This window comes from Microvirga alba (genome assembly GCF_015694465.1).
GTDB lineage: Bacteria > Pseudomonadota > Alphaproteobacteria > Rhizobiales > Beijerinckiaceae > Microvirga > Microvirga alba.
Genome location: NZ_JADQDO010000001.1, coordinates 646,446 through 663,857 on the forward strand (window position 1 = coordinate 646,446; position 17,412 = coordinate 663,857).

General features: G+C 61.6%; 19 protein-coding genes and 1 tRNA gene. 14 read left to right on the forward strand and 6 right to left on the reverse strand.

What is annotated here, in order from left to right; genetic code table 11:
* Nucleotides 1-284 precede the first annotated feature (284 nt).
* Nucleotides 285-358, reverse strand: a tRNA-Gln gene (locus I2H38_RS02905).
* Nucleotides 359-584: 226 nt separating this feature from the next.
* Here I2H38_RS02905 and folP point away from each other — a divergent pair.
* The 5 genes from folP (at nucleotide 585) to I2H38_RS02930 (ending at nucleotide 5,450) form a co-directional block, all read left to right on the forward strand.
* Complete coding sequence (gene folP, locus I2H38_RS02910) at nucleotides 585-1,400, forward strand: dihydropteroate synthase (RefSeq protein WP_196270284.1); 816 nt, start codon at nucleotides 585-587, stop codon at nucleotides 1,398-1,400.
* Nucleotides 1,397-1,765, forward strand: coding sequence for a dihydroneopterin aldolase (gene folB, locus I2H38_RS02915; protein WP_196270285.1), 369 nt, complete (start codon nucleotides 1,397-1,399; stop codon nucleotides 1,763-1,765). The genes folP and folB overlap by 4 nt, the downstream gene beginning before the upstream one ends.
* Entirely contained in the window at nucleotides 1,758-2,231 is a 474-nt protein-coding gene (gene folK, locus I2H38_RS02920) for a 2-amino-4-hydroxy-6-hydroxymethyldihydropteridine diphosphokinase (RefSeq protein WP_196270286.1), read from the forward strand. Before folB ends, folK begins: the two co-directional genes overlap by 8 nt.
* A gap of 109 nt (nucleotides 2,232-2,340) precedes the next feature.
* Nucleotides 2,341-2,718 (forward strand): hypothetical protein, encoded by a 378-nt coding sequence (locus I2H38_RS02925; RefSeq protein ID WP_196270287.1) that lies wholly within the window; start codon nucleotides 2,341-2,343, stop codon nucleotides 2,716-2,718.
* A gap of 470 nt (nucleotides 2,719-3,188) precedes the next feature.
* Complete coding sequence (locus I2H38_RS02930) at nucleotides 3,189-5,450, forward strand: Ig-like domain-containing protein (RefSeq protein ID WP_196270288.1); 2,262 nt, start codon at nucleotides 3,189-3,191, stop codon at nucleotides 5,448-5,450.
* A 15-nt stretch (nucleotides 5,451-5,465) separates the two neighbouring features.
* Here the strand turns inward: I2H38_RS02930 and ruvX are convergent, their stop codons facing one another.
* Nucleotides 5,466-5,963: a Holliday junction resolvase RuvX gene (gene ruvX / locus I2H38_RS02935; protein WP_229426542.1), complete on the reverse strand. Its 498-nt coding sequence runs from the start codon at nucleotides 5,961-5,963 to the stop codon at nucleotides 5,466-5,468.
* 149 nt (nucleotides 5,964-6,112) lie between these two features.
* Between ruvX and I2H38_RS02940 the strand changes: the two genes are divergently transcribed.
* From I2H38_RS02940 to I2H38_RS02955, 4 genes are all read left to right on the forward strand, one after another.
* Nucleotides 6,113-6,811: a metal-dependent hydrolase gene (locus tag I2H38_RS02940; RefSeq protein WP_196270290.1), complete on the forward strand. Its 699-nt coding sequence runs from the start codon at nucleotides 6,113-6,115 to the stop codon at nucleotides 6,809-6,811.
* 254 nt (nucleotides 6,812-7,065) lie between these two features.
* A complete protein-coding gene (gene gatC / locus I2H38_RS02945) occupies nucleotides 7,066-7,353 on the forward strand; it encodes an Asp-tRNA(Asn)/Glu-tRNA(Gln) amidotransferase subunit GatC (RefSeq protein ID WP_196270291.1) in 288 nt (95 codons plus the stop codon).
* A 113-nt stretch (nucleotides 7,354-7,466) separates the two neighbouring features.
* Entirely contained in the window at nucleotides 7,467-8,978 is a 1,512-nt protein-coding gene (gene gatA, locus I2H38_RS02950) for an Asp-tRNA(Asn)/Glu-tRNA(Gln) amidotransferase subunit GatA (protein WP_196270292.1), read from the forward strand.
* A gap of 334 nt (nucleotides 8,979-9,312) precedes the next feature.
* Entirely contained in the window at nucleotides 9,313-9,606 is a 294-nt protein-coding gene (locus tag I2H38_RS02955; RefSeq protein ID WP_196270293.1) for a hypothetical protein, read from the forward strand.
* 123 nt (nucleotides 9,607-9,729) lie between these two features.
* On the opposite strand, the gene I2H38_RS02960 is transcribed toward I2H38_RS02955, so the two are convergent.
* Together I2H38_RS02960 and I2H38_RS02965 are read right to left on the reverse strand one after the other, a co-directional pair.
* A complete protein-coding gene (locus I2H38_RS02960; protein WP_196270294.1) occupies nucleotides 9,730-10,242 on the reverse strand; it encodes a hypothetical protein in 513 nt (170 codons plus the stop codon).
* A 47-nt stretch (nucleotides 10,243-10,289) separates the two neighbouring features.
* Entirely contained in the window at nucleotides 10,290-11,009 is a 720-nt protein-coding gene (locus tag I2H38_RS02965) for an ArsR/SmtB family transcription factor (protein WP_196270295.1), read from the reverse strand.
* A gap of 134 nt (nucleotides 11,010-11,143) precedes the next feature.
* Here I2H38_RS02965 and I2H38_RS02970 point away from each other — a divergent pair, with 134 nt between their 5' ends.
* Nucleotides 11,144-12,067, forward strand: a complete 924-nt coding sequence (locus I2H38_RS02970; protein WP_196270296.1) for a DMT family transporter — start codon at nucleotides 11,144-11,146, stop codon at nucleotides 12,065-12,067.
* A 65-nt stretch (nucleotides 12,068-12,132) separates the two neighbouring features.
* Here the strand turns inward: I2H38_RS02970 and I2H38_RS02975 are convergent, their stop codons facing one another.
* Nucleotides 12,133-12,447 (reverse strand): hypothetical protein, encoded by a 315-nt coding sequence (locus tag I2H38_RS02975; protein ID WP_196270297.1) that lies wholly within the window; start codon nucleotides 12,445-12,447, stop codon nucleotides 12,133-12,135.
* A gap of 224 nt (nucleotides 12,448-12,671) precedes the next feature.
* Here I2H38_RS02975 and gatB point away from each other — a divergent pair, with 224 nt between their 5' ends.
* The 4 genes from gatB (at nucleotide 12,672) to I2H38_RS02995 (ending at nucleotide 15,918) form a co-directional block, all read left to right on the forward strand.
* Nucleotides 12,672-14,147, forward strand: coding sequence for an Asp-tRNA(Asn)/Glu-tRNA(Gln) amidotransferase subunit GatB (gene gatB, locus I2H38_RS02980; RefSeq protein WP_196270298.1), 1,476 nt, complete (start codon nucleotides 12,672-12,674; stop codon nucleotides 14,145-14,147).
* A gap of 36 nt (nucleotides 14,148-14,183) precedes the next feature.
* Nucleotides 14,184-14,879, forward strand: coding sequence for an aspartate/glutamate racemase family protein (locus tag I2H38_RS02985; protein ID WP_196270299.1), 696 nt, complete (start codon nucleotides 14,184-14,186; stop codon nucleotides 14,877-14,879).
* A gap of 19 nt (nucleotides 14,880-14,898) precedes the next feature.
* Nucleotides 14,899-15,549 carry an SGNH/GDSL hydrolase family protein gene (locus I2H38_RS02990; RefSeq protein ID WP_196270300.1) on the forward strand — a complete coding sequence of 217 codons (651 nt, stop codon included), beginning with the start codon at nucleotides 14,899-14,901 and terminating at the stop codon, nucleotides 15,547-15,549.
* Between the two features lie 177 nt (nucleotides 15,550-15,726).
* Entirely contained in the window at nucleotides 15,727-15,918 is a 192-nt protein-coding gene (locus I2H38_RS02995; RefSeq protein WP_196270301.1) for a hypothetical protein, read from the forward strand.
* A 31-nt stretch (nucleotides 15,919-15,949) separates the two neighbouring features.
* On the opposite strand, the gene I2H38_RS03000 is transcribed toward I2H38_RS02995, so the two are convergent.
* The gene (locus I2H38_RS03000) at nucleotides 15,950-17,356 is read right to left on the reverse strand and encodes an adenylate/guanylate cyclase domain-containing protein (protein ID WP_196270302.1); all 1,407 of its coding nucleotides are present in this window, start codon (nucleotides 17,354-17,356) and stop codon (nucleotides 15,950-15,952) included.
* Nucleotides 17,357-17,412 lie beyond the last annotated feature (56 nt).

Consider the following 17,412-nt stretch of genomic DNA (forward strand, 5'->3'; position numbering starts at 1 on the left):
AGCGCTTGGGGTTGGTGGTCCAGGTCCAGCGTGAGCTTCCGGCTTAGCCTGCCCGATCGGGGCAGGCCAAGTTTCTGATCCGGCAACGTGACAATATCAAGTTGTCAGGCGGTGGCGAAAAAGGGGAGATTCGAACGCTACGGGCTTTCCCCGGGTGAAAGCTCGTGGGCGGGGTGCAGAGACGACGAAGTTCGAAACCGTTCATCAAAGTGACGCAGGCGTGACACGCCGCCGACAGCCAGTGACACGATTGTGGTGTGTATTTGAATTTTAACGCTTTCAACTGGCTGGGGGACCTGGATTCGAACCAAGACTAACGGAGTCAGAGTCCGCTGTTCTACCATTAAACTATCCCCCACCGTAAGTTCTTGAAGGCGCTCGCTTTTCCGAAGTCATTCTCATTCGGGGCGAGGCGGCGAACTTTCGTGAGTGGCGGTCAGATAGGCCGGTTTTCCGGGGCCGTCAACCCCCTCGGAGCCGATTGCTTAGCCATACGTGGCGTGGGGGAGGGGCCATCTACTGGACTTGCCGTTCCGACTGCGGGACAACGGCTCGGTTTCCTTAACGAAATGCATCGTTTCAGCATGACCGGACCTTTAACCTCCCTCGGTTCGCGCACTCTCATCATGGGTGTCCTGAACGTCACGCCGGACTCGTTTTCCGATGGCGGCTTGTTTGCCGATCGCGAGGCCGCGCTCTCGCATGCGCAGGACATGGAGCGGGAAGGGGCCGATGCTATCGATGTCGGGGGCGAATCCACCCGGCCCGGTCACGTCCCGGTCGGGGCCGAGGAGGAGCAGCGACGGGTTCTCCCAGTTGTTCGCAGTCTGGCCCCGGTACTCAAGATACCCATTTCCATCGACACCTATCGGGCGGTCACCGCGCGAATGGCGCTTGCGGCGGGTGCGCGGATCGTCAACGACATTTGGGGGCTTCAGCGCGATCCCGACATGGCGGCGGTGGTTGCGGAGCATCGGGCGCTCGTGGTGGTGATGCACAATCGCGCCGAGGCCAATGCCGGCCTTGATGTCGTGGCGGATATGCTGCGATTCTTCGAACACTCCCTTGATCTGGCCCGACGGGCTGGCGTTCCAGACAGCCACGTCATTCTCGATCCGGGTATTGGCTTCGGCAAAACGGCGGATCAGAATCTCGAGGCCTTGAGGCGTTTGCCGGAGTTGAAGGCTTTAGGCTTTCCTGTGCTCGTCGGGGCATCGCGCAAGTCCGTCCTGAGCCGTTTCTACGCTCCCGATGTGCTGCCGCGGGACCGGTTGTTCGGCACGCTTGGCGCGCATGTCGCTGCGATCAGCCGTGGCGCCGACATCATCCGCGCGCACGATGTGCGGGCCCATGTGGAGGCCTGCCGCGTCGCGGACATTCTGCTGAGAGGCCAGCCTTGACCGACACCATCATACTCACGCGCCTTGCGCTCTACGCTCATCACGGGGTTTTTGCTGAAGAGGCGCGTCTCGGCCAGCGCTTCTATGTCAGCCTGACCTGTTCGCTCGACCTGAAAAACGCGGGGCAGGCGGACGACTATCACCAGTCGGTCTGTTATGCGAAATTGGCCAAGCTGGTTCATGATCTCGGCACCACCCGCCGCTTTCATACGATCGAGGGATTGGCTGAGGCGATTGCCGGGGGCGTTCTCGAAGGCTTCGAGCGCGTTCAGTCCGTCATCGTTCGGGTCGAAAAGCCCGAGGCTCCGGTGCCATTCATTCTCGACAGCGTCGCGGTCGAGATCAGGCGCTCGCGCGATGGCTAGGGTCGCCCTCAGCCTCGGCAGCAACATGGGCGACAAGCGCGGCAACATCGCAAAGGCGCTGTCGGCTCTCGACGAGGGCGGCGCGCGAATCGTTGCCCGCTCCGCGGATTATCGAACGGCGCCGTGGGGCCCCGTCGCTCAGGACTGGTTCGTGAATGCCTGCGTCGTGGCCGAGACGGATCTTCCTCCAACGGATCTGCTCGCCCTGTGCCGCCGCGTTGAACAGCAGCTCGGACGCATCCGCGAGGTGCGTTGGGGGCCGCGCATCATCGATATCGATATTCTCACCTATGACGGTGCGACGGTTGACGATTCTGGTCTGACGATTCCGCATCCGCATCTGCAGGAACGCGCTTTCGTGCTCGTGCCGCTGGCAGAGATCGCACCCGATCTGACGGTACGGGGGCGGCGGATCACCGACATGCTCCAAGAACTCGATGCCAGCGACATTCTGAAGCTCTCCTGACCTCACGCGGGAGTTCAAGCTTGTCAGTTCATACCTTGTTCAACTAAGCCGTATCATTATGACACCATAGCGCGGCGAACAGGCTGTGGCCGGGCAGGAGATGACGTTGATGACTTTTGGTAGGTGGGTTCTCGGTGCGGTGGTCGGCGGCTTGGCCCTCGGCGCCGTCAGCGCACAGGCTGCGCCTTTACCGCTCGTGGCGGTCGACGCCCCGGCATCGGCCCAGACGGTCCAGTTCTTCTACTACGACGATCCGCCGCCGGTGGTTTATTACGAGCCAGCGCCGCCGCCGCGCGCCTATTATGGCCGGCCGCGTTACTACCCGGTTCCGCCGCCGCCTGCGGCTCCGGGTTATGGCCATCGCGCGCCAGGCTATGGTTTCTATGACAAGGAAGCCGCGAAGGAATACATGAAGGACTATCGCAAGGCGGAAAAGGACATCCACAAGGAGCGCGTGCGCGCCTGGAACCGGGCCAACGGTTATTGATCGGACCTGACGGATTTACGCATTGTGCACGCCGCCTTCGGGCGGCGTGTTTATTCATTCGGCTTAGCCGACGTCTCTGTTCCGGACGCATAGCTTTGGCGATGCGTGATCATGCAAATTTTTACTATTTTTAGCCTTGATCAGAACGTATTTTAATAAAAACATAATATCTATTTGCCGTACGTTCGCGGCTTATCGTGATTTGGCTATTTCTGGCCTTATGAGCTGAGTTTTACGGCTCTTATGTCTATATTTGTTTCATAAAAGACGATGGGCGGCCGCCGCCGGCAAGAAAAATACCGTTTAGGTACCTCCAACAGATCGCCGCTCTACACAAGATGCGCTTTTGGCGGGGCGTTTTCTGCTGCTAGAATTCGGCCGTAGTCGCCCGAAAATTCATATTTCCGGAGAGGGGAGGGTCATCGCCTGTTACGGAAGATATTGAACATTCTAATTCGTTGGAAGATTGCATGCGCACTTGGCACAAGACCTTTGTCGCTGCGACCGCTCTGATTGATTGCTTGCGCACAATGCAGCGGTCGGAATTCTGTTCAAGATTCGCTCTCGCCCTCTGCCCGGTCCTGGTTGGTGCTTTGCTTCTTTGGTTCGGACTGGCGCGCTTTACGCCAGTGGTGGTTACCGTCACGCCGCCCGACGCGGCCGACGGGGTTTATCCGGACGCAAGCCTCGCAGTCTCCTTCTCCCAACCGATGTCGGCGGAGACGGTCAACGGTCGCACCCTGACGCTCCGCGACAGCGATGGCACCTTCATTCCCGCGGATATTTCCTACGATGCGAAACACCGGATCGCTCGAGTGGCGCCAAAATCTCCTCTGCGGGCGGGCGTTTCTTACGAACTGATGGTTGGTGAGGATCCTGAACTTCGCCCCGTCAGCGCGCTGCGACTGCCGCTTGCGGAGGCTAGGAAGGCTCGATTCAAAATCGCACAGGCACCCGAGTCGACGGAGGGCGTTCGTGCACCCATTCTCATCGTCACGGACGAGAGCACCCCTCAGGGAGCCTATTACGGAGAGATCCTGCGCGCGGAGGGCTTCAACCTGTTTTCGGTTGTCGACCTCAACCGGCTCACGCCCGAGCAGCTCGTCTTAGCAGATATTGTCATCCTTGCAGTGGTCTCCGTAAGCGGCGGGATGGCCGCTCGATTGGAGGAATGGGTTCGCGCAGGCGGAAACCTCATTACGATGGCGCCAACGGGCGAATTGCTGCCCCTCTTGGGGCTGGCCGATGCGGGGCCGCCTGTCCCGAACGGCTATTTGCTTGCCGATGCGGAGTCGAAATCGAGCCGGGGGATCACGCGCGAGACGCTTCAGATTCATGTTCCGGCGAGCCGATTTATTCTCCGGGATGGCATCTCGGTCGCTCATCTTTTCGAGACGGCGACGCGACCGCTTGCGAGCCCTGCGATCTCCCTGCGCAAGCTCGGCCGGGGGCATGCGGCCGCTTTCGCATACGATCTCGCGCGGTCGATCATTCGGACGCGCCAAGGGAATCCGGAATGGATCAACCAGGAGCGCGATGGTCTCCCGCCCCGACGGACCAACGACCTCTTCTACCCGGACCACCTCGACATGACGAAAGTCGGCATCCCCCAGGCGGATGAGCAACAACGCCTTCTTGCTAATCTGATCCTCGTGATGAATGGCGAGCGGCGGCCGCTGCCGCGCTTCTGGTACCTGCCGAGCGGGCGACGGGCGGCGATCATCATGGCCGGCGACGACCATGCGACGAAGCGCGGGACAATCACCGCCTTCGAAAAGCTAAAGGCCGAGAGTCCGCCGGGCTGCCGGCTCGATGCCTGGGAATGTTACCGGGCAACCTCCTATGTCGACGTCGGCACGCGGGTGACACCGGCGCGGGTCAAGCAATTCACGACGGCTGGATTCGAAGTCGGCATTCACACCGAGACAGGCTGCAAAGATCAGGACAATACCTGGGTGGGGCTTGCCCTTTCTCAGCAGGTTAATGACTACGGGACGCGTCGGCTTGGAATCGAGAAGCAGCAAACTCACCGGATGCACTGCGTCATCTGGAACGGATGGGTCGATACCGCGAAGAGCGAGAGAGCCCACGGCATCAGGCTGAGCCTCAACTACTATTACTGGCCGGGCTCTTGGGTGCTGGGAAGGCCGGGATTCATGACCGGATCGGGCTTTCCCATGCGCTTCGCCGATACCGACGGAACGGCGTTGGATATCTATCACGCGACCACGCATATGGTGAACGAAAACGGCATCAATCACGCTTCCGGTGTCCGTTTTCTGATCGACAGGGCGCTTGGCCCCGAGCAGTTCTTCGGCGCCTTTGGGACACACTACGACTACACGGACCGCTTTTTCGATACGCTTCTCTCAGTCGCGAAGGAGACGGGTGTCGCGCTGGTGTCAGCCGAGCAAATGCTTCGCTGGCTCGAAGGACGGGACAGCTCCCGGTTCGACCAAATCGCATGGAGCGACCACACCCTGACCTTCAGGGTGGAGGTGGCCGCCGGAGCGGAATCGATCGTTGCCATGCTTCCCCGCTCGACATCCGGCATGGGGATGGCCAGCATCGAGTGCGACGACAAACCGGTGTCCTATCGGCTCGAGACAATCAAGGGGCTGGAATACGCACTCTTTCCCGTCCGATCCGGCAATTGCCGCGCGATCTATCAGGACGGAGTGCCTCCGCATGACGGAGTGTCGGGCGTCCAGCCAACGACGCGGGTCCAGTGAGCCCCGTCAGCGGAACTATTCGTCCAACGCGCCGCCTTCGGGCGGCGTATCCAGGTCGACGCCGGCTCTGAATTGGGCTTCGTCTTCCGCCGCCTCTGCATCGGCGGCGATTCGTTCATATCGGTCGAGCGCGCCCTGCAGGATGTAGGCCGCCGCCATCTTGTCCACCGCGTCGGCGCGCTTGGCGCGCGAGGCATCCGCATCGAGCAGGGTGCGGGTCACGGCGACGGTCGAAAGGCGCTCGTCCCAGAACAGCACCGGCAGCGCGATCAGGGGTTTCAGATTGCGCACGAAGGCGCGCGTCGCCTGCGAGCGTGGGCCCTCGGAGCCATCCATGTTGAGCGGCAGGCCGAAGACGAAGCCGCCGACATCGTATTGCGCAACCAGTTCCTTGATGCGCCCGACATCGGGGGTGAACTTCACGCGCTTGATGGTCTCAAGCGGAGTCGCGATTCGCTTCTCCACATCGGAGAGGGCAAGGCCGATGGTCTTCGTGCCGAGGTCGACCCCCATCAGGCGCGCACGCGGGGGCAGGCCATCGATCAGGCCGATCAGCTCTTTGTCGCTTGCGTTCACTCTGGGCATCCCATTCCGTTCGCTTCCTTATAGCCAATATGCGCGCCATGCCCTAGCTGATGGGTGTCATCGCAGAAAGACCGCACATGAAGATCACCTGGTTCGGCCATTCCGCCTTCCGGCTCGATTTCGCCGACAAGGTCGTGCTCATAGATCCGTTCTTTACCGGCAATCCGGCATTCGAAGGCAGTCCGGACAAGGCCGCCGAGGGCGCGACGCACATTCTCATCACCCACGGCCATGGGGATCATGTGGGCGATACGCTCCGGATCGCAAAGACCACGGGGGCGAAGGTCGTCACCAATTTCGACCTATGCATGTATCTGGTGTCCGAGGGGCTTGAGAATTTCGACCCCATGAACACCGGCGGCACGACGGATCAGGGCGGATTTTCCGTGACTCTCGTGCACGCCGACCATTCGGCGGGCCTCGTCGAGATGGGCGTCAACTTCCCGCTTGGAAGCGCCAACGGCGTCATCGTGAAGGCTGAAGGCGAGCCGACGATCTATCACATGGGCGATACGGACATCTTTGGCGATATGGGACTGATCGCCGAAATCCATAAGCCGGATGTAGCCATGGTTCCCATCGGCGACCGCTTCACCATGGGGTCCGAGGTCGCGGCCTTGGCCGTCGAGCGCTATTTCAAGCTGAAGGCTGCTATTCCCTGCCACTATGGCAGCTTCCCCATCATCGAACCCAACGCGGACAAGTTCGTCGCAGCCATGGACGGCAAGGGGACACAGGTTGTGGTGCCGCATAAGACGGTGGGGGTGAGGATCTGACGCCGACGTCCTCAGCAAAGCACCCCGTCAGCCTCATCCTGAGGAGGCCGTCAGGCCGTCTCGAAGGACGAGGCGTCCCCAGTGCGCACTCGATCCTCCTTCGAGACGCGGCCTTCGGCCGCTCCTCAGGATGAGGCGGGAGGATAGGAGACACCGGCCCCCGCTCCAGGAACGCCTGAGCCACATCCGACATTGCCCCCTTGGGCGGGCGGGTGTTATAGCCCGCCCAACAGCATCAAAGGGTTTGGCCATCCATGTCGGTCGATCAGAAGACGGTTCGGCGCATTGCGCATCTGGCGCGTATTGCCGTGACGGAAGAGGAGGTGCCGCACCTCCAGGGCGAGCTTAACGCCATTCTTTCCTTCGTCGAGCAACTCAACGAGGTGAATGTGGACGGCGTGGAGCCCATGACCTCCGTGACTCCCATGACCATGAAGAAGCGCCAGGACGGCGTGACCGATGGCGGCTATGCGGACAAGGTCGTCCGCAACGCCCCGGCGACGGAAGACAACTTCTTCCTTGTGCCGAAGGTGATCGAGTAACGCTGCCATCCCGGCCCGGCGATATGCTGAGCCGGAACCGTGCCGCCCACGAACTCTTAGAATGACGATCCCGGATCGCCTCGTGGTGTCCGGGATGACCAGGATCAAGTCCCGTGACCGACCTAACTCATCTCACGATTGCCGAAGCCCGCGACGGATTGAAGGCCAAGAGCTTCTCCGCCACCGAATTGGCGAAGGCCCATATCGCCGCCATCGAGAAGGCGAGGGCGCTCAACGCCTATGTGCTCGAGACGCCGGACAAGGCGCTCGCCATGGCGAAGGCTTCGGATGAGAAGATCGCCAAGGGCGAGGCCGGGGCGCTGGAAGGCATTCCGCTCGGCATCAAGGACCTGTTCTGCACCGAGGGCGTGGTCTCCACGGCGGCCTCGAAGATCCTCGGCAATTTCAATCCGCCTTACGAATCCACCGTCACCCGGAACCTCTGGAACGACGGCGCCGTGATGCTCGGCAAGCTCAACATGGACGAGTTCGCCATGGGCTCGTCCAACGAGACCAGCGCCTTCGGCCCCGTGGTGTCGCCCTGGCGGCGCGAGGGTTCCAATGTGAGCGCGGGCGCGTCCGGCGCAATCGAAGGCACGCATCTCGTTCCCGGCGGCTCGTCGGGCGGTTCGGCGGCGGCGGTCGCAGCCCATCTCTGCCTCGGCGCAACGGCGACCGATACCGGCGGCTCGATCCGCCAGCCTGCCGCCTTCACCGGGACCGTTGGCATCAAGCCGACCTATGGCCGCGTTTCGCGCTGGGGCACAGTGGCCTTCGCCTCGTCGCTCGATCAGGCCGGGCCGATTGCCCGCACCGTGCGTGACGCGGCGATCATGCTGCGGTCCATGTCGGGACCGGATGCCAAGGATACGACCTGCGTCGATCTGCCGGTGCCCGATTTCGAGGCCGCCGTTTCGCGCGGCGTGAAGGGCCTCAAGATCGGCATTCCGAAGGAATACCGGATCGACGGCATGTCGCCGGAAATCGACGCGCTTTGGGCGCAAGGCGTCGAATGGCTGCGTCAGGCGGGAGCCGAGATTGTCGAGGTCTCGCTGCCGCACACCAAATACGCGCTGCCGGCCTATTACATCGTCGCGCCTGCCGAGGCCTCCTCGAATCTCGCTCGCTATGACGGCGTGCGCTATGGCCTGCGCGTTCCGGGCAAGGACATCGTCGAGCTTTACGAGAAGACCCGCGCCGCCGGTTTCGGCCGCGAGGTCAAGCGCCGCATCATGATCGGCACCTATGTGCTCTCCGCGGGCTATTACGATGCCTATTACGTCCGCGCGCAGAAGATCCGCACGCTGATCAAGCAGGATTTCGAGAAGGTCTACGCCTCCGGCATCCACGCGATCCTGACGCCCGCGACCCCGTCGGCCGCCTTCGGCATCGGCGAGAAGGGCTCGGCGGACCCGGTCGAGATGTATCTCAACGACATCTTCACGGTGACGGTGAACATGGCGGGCCTGCCCGGCATTGCGGTTCCGGCCGGTCTCGATGCGCAAGGGCTGCCGCTCGGCCTCCAGCTCATCGGCCGCGCCTTCGATGAGGAAACCCTCTTCGCCGCCGGTCAGGTCATCGAGAACGCCGCCGGTCGCATCAAGCTGCCGCAGCCCTGGTGGTAGGCGTGAACTTCCAGTCAGCATCGGACTGGCTTGCGTGGGGAGGAGTAGTTCTCCCCTTGATTGCGTTGGCTGGGTCCGTGACCGCTTTCGTCGTCAATTGGACAATACAGCTGCGGCACAAAGAGTACTCTAGGCTGTTCGAGGTTATGGCATTTCTGGATGACACCACCAGCCCTTTGGCAAAGAAAATGGCTGCCGCCTATCAGCTACGGCAATTTAAGCGACATGCTGAATTTGTTATTCGCTTTTGCGAGGGCGTGAATTTTACGGGTCCGGCTTCGCCTGTAATCTCTAGCGAGTTGAAAAGAACGGCGGAGTTCTTGAGGTCCGAAAAATGACCCCCCCAGTCATTCCGCTTTCGGTCTGGCTCCTCGGAGCCTTCGATCCGATTTTGGTCGTGGTCGCGGTCCTGCTCGGCTGGAAGGCGGATCAGATCGGCAAGGTGTTCATCGCGGCCATCGCTGCGCTCGGCATCTCGGTTCTCGTCTCCTGGGGCATCACCGGTCTCGGCCTGCCCTGGATCGCCCCCATCAGCCACGACACGCCGACCCTGTACCCGGTCCGCGCCATAGCCGCGCTGGTCTGGGCCGGGGGAGCCTATGCCGCGCGGCGGGTCTGGCGGCGTTAAAATTCTCTCAGGCTCCCATCCCGGGCTTATCCCGGTGATCTCGATGCGAAGGCCTTTTCAGATCGAGATGGCCGGGACAGGCCCGGCCACATGACGGAAACGGAAATACGTTTTCAACCGGGCTCAAACCGTCGCCTGGCTCGGGACGCCGAGGGCGCTGGCGATCTCATTCAGTGTGGCCTTTTCGGCATTGCTCACGGCAACGCGGCCAAAGTTAACAAAGCCGCCTTCCGAGCTGGCTTCGGCGGTCTTTTGCGCCACGTTGAGCAGCCAAGCCTTGAATGCGGGAGCATCCTCGGGCGCTTTGGCGTCGACGAGAGCGGAGACCGCGCGCAGTTCGTCGATCGCCTTGCGTTTGACATCCGCGAACTGGCTTCCCTTGAACTGGGTTTGAAAGGAATTGCGCACGGCGTCCCGCGTGGCAGCATTCGTGATGTCGTCGGCCAGCGCCTTCACCAAGGCGTCGGTTTGCGGGTCCTGCTTCGCCTGCAGAAGCGCCCAGCTGCTCGCCATGGATTCCTTCATCAGACCCCATAGGCCGCTTGGGTCCGCCGCTGTGATCGCCATGCTCGCCACCATGGGGCTTGCGACGATGCGCGCCCATTCCTCGGGCGTAAAGCTTGCTTTGCCGGCCATCTCAAAGCTCCTCGTTTTCGGGTGAAGGAGGCGCAACGCCCCTTCGCCTAATCACCGAGATTTGCGCTTTGTTCCTCGATGCCGAAGGTCTGCTTCAAGCCGCTCTTTCCAGCCGCCGTCACGGCGAGCGCGCGGCTGTCCTTGATGCGCTCGACCCAGCCCAGCTCGAACATCCGCGTACAGAGCGCGGCTCCAAGCCTTCCGGCGAGGTGAGGGCGTCGCTCGCTCCAGTCGAGGCAGGTGCGGCAGAGGGCACGGTTGTGTCGTCCGCGTCCCGCCTCCAGGTCGATTCCGAAATCGCACAGGAAGCGGCGACCCTCGTCGGTCAGCGCCCCCGCGCTCTCGGACAGGACGATGTGATTGCGCGCGGTCAGGGTATCCGCGAGCGCAATGCCGAGGCGTCCAGCGAGGTGATCGTAGCAGGTGCGGGCATTGCGCAGCGCCTCGTCCTTCGGCCCGACCGGGCGATGGCGCCTGGGACCGAAGGAGGCGACCGACATCAGGGCCTCGATGGCTTGGGCGACTTCAGGCGTCGCCAGCTTGTAATAGCGGTGGCGGCCCTGGGGAGACATGGTGATCAGGTTCGCCTCGCTGAGCTTGGCGAGATGCCCGCTCGTGGTCTGCGGGCTGACCCCACTATGCCAGGCGAGTTCGCTCGCCGTGAGCGCGCGTCCGTCCATGAGGGCGGAGAGAATATTGGCGCGGGCCACATCGCCGATCAGGGCGGCGATTTCCGCGAGCGTGTTGCCTGAAACCATGGATGTCATGATCGGATCATAGACCAGCCGGTTGGGCGGGTCAGCAGGGAACGCTTCGGCCGCGACCGAAGCGTTGTGGCAGGACGGGCGCCCCCCGCCATGACAATGTCCCGGCCATCAACCCGGAACGAACGGAGCCGCCCATGGCTACGAATTCTTTGAAAACGACCAACTACGCAGTCGAACTTTCGCTGCTCGCGGTGCTCGCCACCCTATGGGGTGCGTCCTACACCTTCATCAAACTCGGCATCGAGACCATTCCGCCGGTCACTCTCATTGCCGCCAGGACGATCATAGCGGGGGCGGTGCTGCTCGTCATCCTGCGCCTGCGCGGCATCAGGCTGCCGCGCGATGCCGCGACCTGGCGAAACTTCGCGATCCAGGCCTGTCTCAACAGCGTCATTCCCTTCACCCTCATTGCGTGGGCGGAAAAGTCGGTCGATGCGGGGCTTGCCGTGATCCTGAATTCGATGACGCCGGTCTTCACCTTCCTCATCACCTTGCTCTGGTCGCGCCATGAGCCCACCACGTTCCGCAAGATGGCCGGCGTGATGATCGGTCTCGTAGGCACCTGCGTCATCGTCGGCACGCAGGCCCTCACCCATGTGGGGCAGGAACTTGTTGCCCAACTCGCCGTGGTGCTGGCGACGGTTTGCTACGCGGGGGCTGCGATCTTCGGGCGTAACTTCAACGATCTCGATCCCATGGCGCCCGCCGCCGGATCGCTGGTGTCGGGCGCTGCCATCTTGATCCCTGTTAGCCTGGTCGTCGACCAGCCGTGGACGCTTGAGCCGTCCTCGTCATCGATGCTCGGGCTCGTCGGTCTGGCGGTCTTCTCGACCTCCTTCACCTTCGTCATCTATTTCCGGCTCATTCATACGCTGGGATCGGTCGGCGCGACGGCTCAAGCCTATCTCAGGGCCCCCATCGGCGTTGCGATCGGGGCATATTTCCTCGGCGAACGCTTGAGTTCTTCCGCCTGGATCGGTCTGCTCTGCATTCTGATCGGCGTTACGTTGATGACGGTTCCGCAGAAAAGCCGGAAGCCTGTACTCAAGACGACCTGAAGCACAAGAGAATGGGCCTGACCCGGAGGTCAGGCCCATGGTTCATGGTCCGGGCGATCCCTGCTTTATTGCTGCGGGGTCGTCGGATTGCCTGGCGCCGGTGACATCGGGGTTACGGGCGCGGGGGTCATTGGGGTGGTCAGCGGGCTGGTTCCCGGTGACGAGGGGACTGCGTGGGGCTCCGTCGTGATGGTCGTGCTGCCGGTCGTCGTCACTTCACGCTTGCCTCCGTCATAGAAAAGAAAGGCCAGCAATCCGAGTGCGACAACAAGACCGCCGATCAAATAAGCAAGAGTGTTGGAACCTCGCGTTTCCGTTTCATAGAGATTCGCATCGCGATCGTAGAGGTTGGGTTCGCGATCCATAGGATCCATAGCCATTGTCGACTCCTTGATCATTTTACAGGTGGGTCAACGCTCAATGTGGGATGCAGTTTCATCTCAGCTTGGCTATAAATCTAAATTAATCACGAAAATTTCATCACTGATCTTAACAATGGTCATTGTTATTCTGAATGGATGTTCAGGTTGAAAGGGGTTGACCCGGATGGGTCGAGGCTCTTACTCCGGGCATGAAAACGTTGAGAGATGAAGGCGCGAGGCTCATGAACGCTCCGGTCAACCCGAAGAAGCTCATCAAAGGTGCGACAGGCGATTGGGAAATCATCGTCGGCTTGGAAATTCATGCTCAGGTGACGAGCCAGGCGAAGCTCTTCTCCGGCGCTTCGACGGCCTTCGGCGGCGATCCGAACAGCCACGTCTCTCTGGTCGACGCGGCCATGCCCGGCATGCTGCCCGTGATCAACGAGGAATGCGTGCGTCAGGCCATCCGCACAGGCCTTGGGCTCAAGGCCGAGATTAACCTCCGAAGCACCTTCGACCGGAAGAACTACTTCTATCCGGATCTGCCGCAGGGCTACCAGATCAGCCAGTACAAGAGCCCGATCGTGGGCGAGGGCGAGGTCATCGTCGACGTGCCGGAGACTGGCGAGACAATCATCGTGCGCATCGAGCGCCTGCACCTGGAGCAGGATGCAGGTAAGTCGATCCACGACCTGCACCCGACCATGAGCTTCGTCGATCTCAACCGCTCCGGCGTGGCGCTGATGGAAATCGTCTCGAAGCCGGATATCCGCTCATCCGACGAAGCGCGCGCCTATGTGACGAAGCTGCGCACGATTCTGCGCTATCTCGGCACCTGCGACGGTGACATGGACAAGGGCAACCTGCGCGCCGACGTGAACGTGTCGGTGCGCCGCCCCGGCGAGCCGCTCGGCACCCGTTGCGAGATCAAGAACGTCAACTCGATCCGCTTCATCGGCCAGGCCATCGAAGTCGAAGCGCGCCGTCAGATCGGCATCATCGAGGATGGCGGCACCATCGACCAGGAGACGCGTCTCTTCGATCCGGGCAAGGGCGAGACCCGCTCCATGCGCTCGAAGGAAGAGGCGCACGATTACCGCTACTTCCCCGACCCGGACCTGCTGCCGCTGGAATTCGACCAGGCTTATGTGGACGACCTGGCCCAGTACCTGCCGGAACTCCCCGACGCCAAGAAAGCCCGTTTCATGGCGGATTACGGCCTCTCGGCCTATGACGCGAGCGTGCTGGTCGCCGAGCGCGCTTCCGCCGATTACTTCGAGGAAGCCGCCAAGGGCCGCGACGGCAAGGCCGCGGCGAACTGGATCATCAACGAGCTGTTCGGCCGCCTGAACAAGGAAGGCAAGGACATCTCCTCCTCGCCGGTTTCCGCCGCGCAGATCGGCGCGATCATCGACCTGATCGGCGAGAACGTGATCTCCGGCAAGATCGCGAAGGATCTGTTCGAAATCGTCTTCACCGAAGGCGGCGACCCGCGTCAGATCGTTGAAGCTCGCGGCATGAAGCAGGTGACCGATACCGGCGCGATCGAGAAGGCCATCGACGAAGTCATTGCCGCGAACCCCGATAAGGTCGAGCAGGCGAAGGCGAAGCCGACGCTGCTCGGCTGGTTCGTCGGTCAGGTCATGAAGCAGACCGGCGGCAAGGCGAACCCGCAGGCGGTGAACGAGCTGTTGAAGTCGAAGCTCGGGATCGAGTAGGAGACGACGCTCTTTTCAACCGGCAGGTTTAGATCAATGAAGACGCTTGGCCTGATCGGCGGAATGAGCTGGGAAAGCACAGCGATCTATTACCGCCATATCAACGAAATCACGCGGCAGCGTCTGGGCGGGCTCCATTCCGCTCGGCTGCTCCTCTGGTCGTTCGATTTCGCTAAAGTGGCCGAGCGTCAACATGTCGGGGATTGGCAGGGCGCTGCCGATCTCATGATCGAGGCCGCCAGAAAACTCGAGGATGGTGGCGCTGAAGGCCTCGTGATCTGCACGAACACCATGCACCGCATGGCCAACGAGGTGCAGGCCGCGATTTCAATTCCTTTGCTTCATATCGCCGATGCGACGGCGAAGGCTATCGTCAGCGCGGGCGTCAAGCGTCCCGCTCTTCTGGCGACCCGGTTCACGATGGAGCAGGACTTCTACAAAGAGCGGCTGCGTGCCGGATATGGGATCGATGCCGTCGTGCCCGATGAGCGCGGACGCGCCATCATCCATCGCGTCATCTACGAGGAGCTTTGCTTGGGCATCGTCAGCGAGAGTTCCAAGGCGGCCTACCTGTCCGAGATAGAGCGGCTTCGGCGTGAGAATGGAGCTGACGGCGTGATCATGGGATGTACGGAAATCACGATGCTGATCGGACAAGGAGACGTCGACATCCCCGTCTTCGATACCACGCTTCTTCATGCCGGTTCGGCGGTGGATTTTGCTCTCGCTTAAGGTCGAGTAACGTCATCCCGTGACCGCTCAACCCAATCCCTTCGCGCCCCATTGGCTGATCCGCGACATCGTTATCGGATCGCATATTCCCGCGGCGGGGCCGGGCAATCTGCTCTTCATCGGCGATTCCATCGTCGAGGGATTCTACTGGAACCGGATCGGTTCGCTTCCCGTCATCAATGCCGGTTATTCCGGCATCTGGACCGAGGCGCTGGAGCCCAAGGTGCCGCGCCTCGTTGAGGTCGCGCGCCCACGCCTCGTCGCGCTTCTCGTCGGCACGAACGACGCCAAGAAGGGCCGCACCGAGAGCGACCTCGATGCGGTCGCGACGCTGTTCGAGCGCATCGTTGAGCATGCGGAAAAAGCGGGCGTGCCCTTCATCGTCATGACGCCTCCACCGGTGGAAAAAGACAAGCGTCTGACGAGTTTCTACTCGGTCGACGCCATGGGCTCCTTGAGCCGCCGCATCATACGGATCGCCGAGCGCCACGGCGCAGGCATGGTCGACATGCATGGCGCGTTCGCGGACGAGAACGGGGAGGCGAAGGCCGGCGTGACCACGGATGGCATTCACTTGTCGTCGCAGGCCTATCGCGCGATGCACGACATGCTCGAACGCGAAGTCATCAACAGGGCGGAAGCCGGCTCGGCAGAGTTCCAGGGTCTCTGAAGCGCCAGCGAAAGCCGGTCTGGCGAAAACACCAAACGTGTTGTAATGTAATCCGGCTGGCTGGTTCATCAGCCAGTCTTGTCATCAACCGCAGCCGAAGGAGGCGTCACATGTCCTTGCATTTTGCTCCATGCGCACACGCCGCATCCCTTCACCCCATTCAAGCTGCAGGTTTCGATGAAGCAGATCACGCTTTCCCTTATCTGGTTGACTATTCGGATTGACATTATCCCGGCCGCTTTCGAGCGCGCGACCAAGCCAAAGTCTACGAAGACCCTTTCTCCGTCTGAGTTGAATGCAGCGTTTCGAACAACGCTCAGCCCTCATTTGCTCAAGGACATCGGAGGGGATGGCAGCCAGAGCGACTGACGATCGCCTTATCGCCAGAACAGATCGGCCTTCAGGGAATTTCATAGACGGAGAGTTCGTCATGAATTCCCCGTAAGGCCGTCTTCTGCGCGACCGGATGCAAGCCTTGCATCTCGATGAGTTTCGAGGCTTTCGGGTCCTCAATCACAGTGCCCGTCGCGAAGATGGAACGCGACGCGGCAAGGTGCTGGACTCGTGAGGCGACGTTCACCGTCTGGCCGAAATAATCCTGCCGGTCGTTGAGCATCACCGCGAGGCAAGGACCTTCGTGAATGCCGATCTTGAGCAACAGGTCCTCCTTGCCGCGCTGCGCGTTCAGGTCGCGCATGGCCTCCCGCATCCGCAAGGCGGCGGAGAGCGCGTGATCGGGCGTCGGAAACGTCGCCATCACCGCGTCTCCGATGGTCTTCACCACCGCTCCGGCCTCCGACGCCACGATCTCATTCAGGACCTTGAAATGCGCGCGCACGAGATCGTACGCGACGAGATCGCCGACACGCTCATAGAGTTCGGTCGAGCCTTTCAGATCGGTGAAGAGGAAGGTGAGGCTCGTGATCTTCAGGCGCTGGTCGATGTCGAGCGTCTCGGTGCGATAGATATCGCGAAAGGTCTGGTTGGTGAGCAGTCGGTTGGCCGTCAGAAACGGCCTGCGCCGCCCGAGGAGACGGTGCAGTTTGTCGTTGGCGATCCAGACAGCGGGCAGCACCCGCTTCGTTGTTCGGTTCTCCAACGAGAGGCGCAACGGCCCGGGGCGCAGCTCGATCGCATCATGCGGCGCGTTGGCCTCGTTGAAGACGACGGAGAGGTTCTGTCGCTCGCGCGTGGGTTCGCCCTTGACGTCGATGAACTGCGCCAGATGCGTGACCGGATCGAACACGATGACGAATTCGGCCGGGAGCTGAAGCGACAACAACGCCCGCTCGCCCGGCGGCAGCTCGACGGAATCGAGAACGATCTCCTCAAGCTCGTGTTCGAGGTCGTCGGGCAGATCGACGCCGGAGCACCAGAAGAGCTGCCGGTCGTAATCCCACATGGACAGCTTGTCGGGATCGTGCGCCGCAATTCTCCGGATCCTCGGGCTGATCGTGAAGGTCACCTCGACCATTTCGTCGAGGGTCGGTTCGTACCCGGCGGCGCAGAGCGTGCAATTGTAATGCGCCTGCCTGACCGATTTGAGGCTCGTGCCCGCATCGAGCACCCCGCCGCAAGCGGGGCACAGGACGTTCCACGACAGCTCAAAGATCCCCAGCTGCGCCGCATGGAGGAAGGCCGCAATGGTTCCCTCCTCATCGAGCCCATGCAGGGCCGCCAATGCGAGGACATTGATGCGGTTCAATGCGACATCCGGTGCATCCCGGATCAGGGTCTCGATCGTAGCCACGACCTTGGGGTCGGCCGAGCCTCGCAAGACCGCTAGAAGCTTGTCATCTCCACTCATGATGCGGCCTCCTTGGCTCTGCGAGACCGGCGAAGAGGGCCATGCGCCACTGTCGT

Coding starts and splice junctions, on each gene's coding strand:
- I2H38_RS02940 (WP_196270290.1), top strand. CDS start 6,113: ATGAAGATCACCTGGTTCGGCCATTCCGCCTTCCGGCTCGATTTCGCC.
- I2H38_RS02955 (WP_196270293.1), top strand. CDS start 9,313: ATGACCCCCCCAGTCATTCCGCTTTCGGTCTGGCTCCTCGGAGCCTTC.
- I2H38_RS02970 (WP_196270296.1), top strand. CDS start 11,144: ATGGCTACGAATTCTTTGAAAACGACCAACTACGCAGTCGAACTTTCG.
- ruvX (WP_229426542.1), bottom strand. CDS start 5,963: ATGGGGGTCGACCTCGGCACGAAGACCATCGGCCTTGCCCTCTCCGAT.
- folK (WP_196270286.1), top strand. CDS start 1,758: ATGGCTAGGGTCGCCCTCAGCCTCGGCAGCAACATGGGCGACAAGCGC.
- I2H38_RS02930 (WP_196270288.1), top strand. CDS start 3,189: ATGCGCACTTGGCACAAGACCTTTGTCGCTGCGACCGCTCTGATTGAT.
- I2H38_RS02975 (WP_196270297.1), bottom strand. CDS start 12,447: ATGGCTATGGATCCTATGGATCGCGAACCCAACCTCTACGATCGCGAT.
- I2H38_RS02985 (WP_196270299.1), top strand. CDS start 14,184: ATGAAGACGCTTGGCCTGATCGGCGGAATGAGCTGGGAAAGCACAGCG.
- gatB (WP_196270298.1), top strand. CDS start 12,672: ATGAACGCTCCGGTCAACCCGAAGAAGCTCATCAAAGGTGCGACAGGC.
- gatC (WP_196270291.1), top strand. CDS start 7,066: ATGTCGGTCGATCAGAAGACGGTTCGGCGCATTGCGCATCTGGCGCGT.
- I2H38_RS02925 (WP_196270287.1), top strand. CDS start 2,341: ATGACTTTTGGTAGGTGGGTTCTCGGTGCGGTGGTCGGCGGCTTGGCC.
- I2H38_RS02995 (WP_196270301.1), top strand. CDS start 15,727: ATGAAGCAGATCACGCTTTCCCTTATCTGGTTGACTATTCGGATTGAC.
- I2H38_RS02960 (WP_196270294.1), bottom strand. CDS start 10,242: ATGGCCGGCAAAGCAAGCTTTACGCCCGAGGAATGGGCGCGCATCGTC.
- I2H38_RS02965 (WP_196270295.1), bottom strand. CDS start 11,009: ATGACATCCATGGTTTCAGGCAACACGCTCGCGGAAATCGCCGCCCTG.
- folP (WP_196270284.1), top strand. CDS start 585: ATGACCGGACCTTTAACCTCCCTCGGTTCGCGCACTCTCATCATGGGT.
- I2H38_RS03000 (WP_196270302.1), bottom strand. CDS start 17,356: ATGAGTGGAGATGACAAGCTTCTAGCGGTCTTGCGAGGCTCGGCCGAC.